Source organism: Microtetraspora sp. NBRC 13810 (genome assembly GCF_030268685.1).
Classification (GTDB): domain Bacteria; phylum Actinomycetota; class Actinomycetes; order Streptosporangiales; family Streptosporangiaceae; genus BSRQ01.
Genome location: NZ_BSRQ01000050.1, coordinates 1 through 2,406, shown reverse-complemented (window position 1 = coordinate 2,406; position 2,406 = coordinate 1). Strand labels below are relative to the sequence as shown.

Annotated in this window: 3 protein-coding genes; 2 read left to right on the top strand and 1 reads right to left on the bottom strand. The window is 64.5% G+C overall.

What is annotated here, in order from left to right; translation table 11 throughout:
• Nucleotides 1–61: 61 nt before the first annotated feature.
• On the bottom strand, nucleotides 62–1,093 hold the full coding sequence (locus tag QSK26_RS41375; protein ID WP_285780845.1) for a hypothetical protein: 1,032 nt from the start codon (nucleotides 1,091–1,093) through the stop codon (nucleotides 62–64).
• A 261-nt stretch (nucleotides 1,094–1,354) separates the two neighbouring features.
• Between QSK26_RS41375 and QSK26_RS41370 the strand changes: the two genes are divergently transcribed.
• Nucleotides 1,355–1,996 (top strand): Tn3 family transposase, encoded by a 642-nt coding sequence (locus tag QSK26_RS41370; protein WP_285780844.1) that lies wholly within the window; start codon nucleotides 1,355–1,357, stop codon nucleotides 1,994–1,996.
• Complete coding sequence (locus QSK26_RS41365; RefSeq protein ID WP_285780843.1) at nucleotides 1,965–2,117, top strand: hypothetical protein; 153 nt, start codon at nucleotides 1,965–1,967, stop codon at nucleotides 2,115–2,117. The genes QSK26_RS41370 and QSK26_RS41365 overlap by 32 nt, the downstream gene beginning before the upstream one ends.
• The last annotated feature ends 289 nt before the right edge of the window (nucleotides 2,118–2,406 follow it).

Here is a 2,406-nt window from a genome sequence, read left to right as displayed (position 1 = left end):
CGAGTGAGGGCACTGTCTGACCCCAGGACTCACGATCGGTCCAGCGGTGGGAAGTGCTCACTCACTCGCGGCTACCAGGCACCGAGTCTGCCCGATCAGCCGACCCGGTAGCTCCCATTAGCGGAGGTCCGGCCGGGTAGGCCCCTGGGAGCCCGGACGCCTGCGCGTCCGCGATGTGCCTCGCCAGTTCCGGATACTGCCCGGTCAGTGAGTAGTCCACTTGGGGAATGTAGTCCGAGACTATGCAGCCACGACCGACGTTGGACCCGGGCAGGGCGTTGTCGCAGCGCACTATGGGAGACACTTCGGAGAATACGATGGAGTTGGGCCACTGCGGGTTCGTCAGGGTGTAGTTCCAGTGGGTCCGGGCGAAACCGATCTGGCCGGTGCCGGTGGGGGAGACCTGGGTGGAGTCGAAGAACGCTTCTGCCTCGACCGGGAATCGCGGATTCATGTTCGTGGCCGGGAAGCTCGCGGGCGCCGACACGTTACACGAGGGCACCTGGCCTGGCTGAGGACCGCTGCAACCCGCTGTGCCCGACACGTTTGTCCCGAATCCTTTGCCCACGGCGTTGATGAAGACCACGCTCGTCTGGTGGGCCCAGTGCAGTTGATCACGGCTCGTGTAACTGTAGTTCGTCAGTCTGAAAAGCAGTTCACCGGTGACGGCGCCGGTTTGTACGTCTGATATGGTGACGAGCCATTCTTTCTTTTTGCACATGAGCAGTCGCGTCACCAGCCACTGGCTCGTGCACCACGCTGGGGGCACCTGCATCGCCGACGGCGACTGCTCCTTCGTCGTGGATGGGGCCTTCTCTTCGACGCAGGCCCATTGGGTGTGTCCCTGTGCCAGCAGTTCGGCTCTCTTGCGCTTGAACTCAGAGCATTGATCTTGGTTCCTGGCTGTAGCCGTAGAGGGTTCGTCCACCGCTTGTGGGGGCGCGGTGCCCATGTCGGAGGCCGGGGGCGCCGACGCCGATACTTCCGGATCTTCGTTGGAGGCGGCGATCGCCGGTGGCGAAATGGTCGTCACCGACAAAATGACAGCCATGATCACCGCCGCACGCCTTGCCTTGCGCATCGCAAACAGCACTCTGGGCTCCATGAAATGGGTCCGGGCTTACAAGGACGCGAACGCCTCTGACGCTAAATGTCCGACTTGTGACAGTCAAAGTGATAAAAACCATCTTGTGTGATGAATCGCACTAAATTACACTTTTCGGCCCATTGGGCAGGCTGGGCGAAATTTCCCATTACGGACAACACTGGGCTGACTTCCAGTGCCGCCTTTTCCGGTTTTCCGTGCTCACTGCCGCTATGTGGGACGGTCCGGCTGAATGAGGACGCGCATCTGGTGGTGCCGCCGCTGTCGGACGAGGACGCACCGGCGGAGGCCGGGGCGCTCAAAGACGAGCCGGCCGCGATGCTGCCGTTCACGCCGATCGCCTCGCTGCTGATCGAGCTGGACGCGCGCACGCATTCCCTGGACTGCTTCACTCACTCCGGCGGGCGCAGGCTGACCAAGACGGCCGAGACCAAGCGCAATATTCTGGCCGTGCTCATCGCGACGGCGACGAACCTGGGCCTGGCCCGCATGTCGAGGCCCGCGGGGGTCACCTTGGTCCGTGACGACACCCCGACCGAGATTGCCAAGCGCTACCCGCACGCCGGGCCATGGCTGGGCGCGCGCTGGAATGAGGACCTCATCGCCAACTGCTGGCCGGACCTGCTCGGACCCGGCCTTCCGCAGGAAGATCTCCCGCCATTTGAACAAGGGGGGAGCCTGCACGGGCTGTGCCGGGACCTGCACTACGCCCAGCAGGGCACCGTCACCCGCCCGCATCTGGAGCAGAAGACCGAGCAGGCGTGGTGCCTGACTCTGCTGACCAACTCCGTGGTCGCCTGGACGACAGAATATTATTCGCGAGAGGTGCTGGAGCTGCGCTCACAGGGCCGGGAGGCGGGTGACGTCGCAGATCTCTCCCGGCCACAGTGACAACATCAACTTCTTCGGCGTCATCAACGTCGACGTCGAGGCGGAGCTGGCCAAGCTCGACATCGGCGGCAGGCGGGCGCTGTGGCCCGCGCGACTGCGTGAGCTGGGGCCGACGCCCTGAGCGGTTGCGGCACGCTGACCGCAGGGCGTGGCCGTGGCGATGGGCCGCGAGCCGTTTGCGGGCCATCGCTGTGGAGGTATGGCGCCGGGACTTCCGAGGTTGCCATGTTCACGCCGCCCGCAGCGCGATCAATGGCCGCTTCTGGCTCTGCCTCGGCTGACCCCGGCGTGGTGGACGTGTTCCTACGATCGCTCGAACAGGCCGACCGACCAGCGGATCGGGCGGTTGGTGGATTGACCGACCATGGTGAGCTCCACGGTGACGGTGGTGGGCTCGGTCAGGTGGAGCT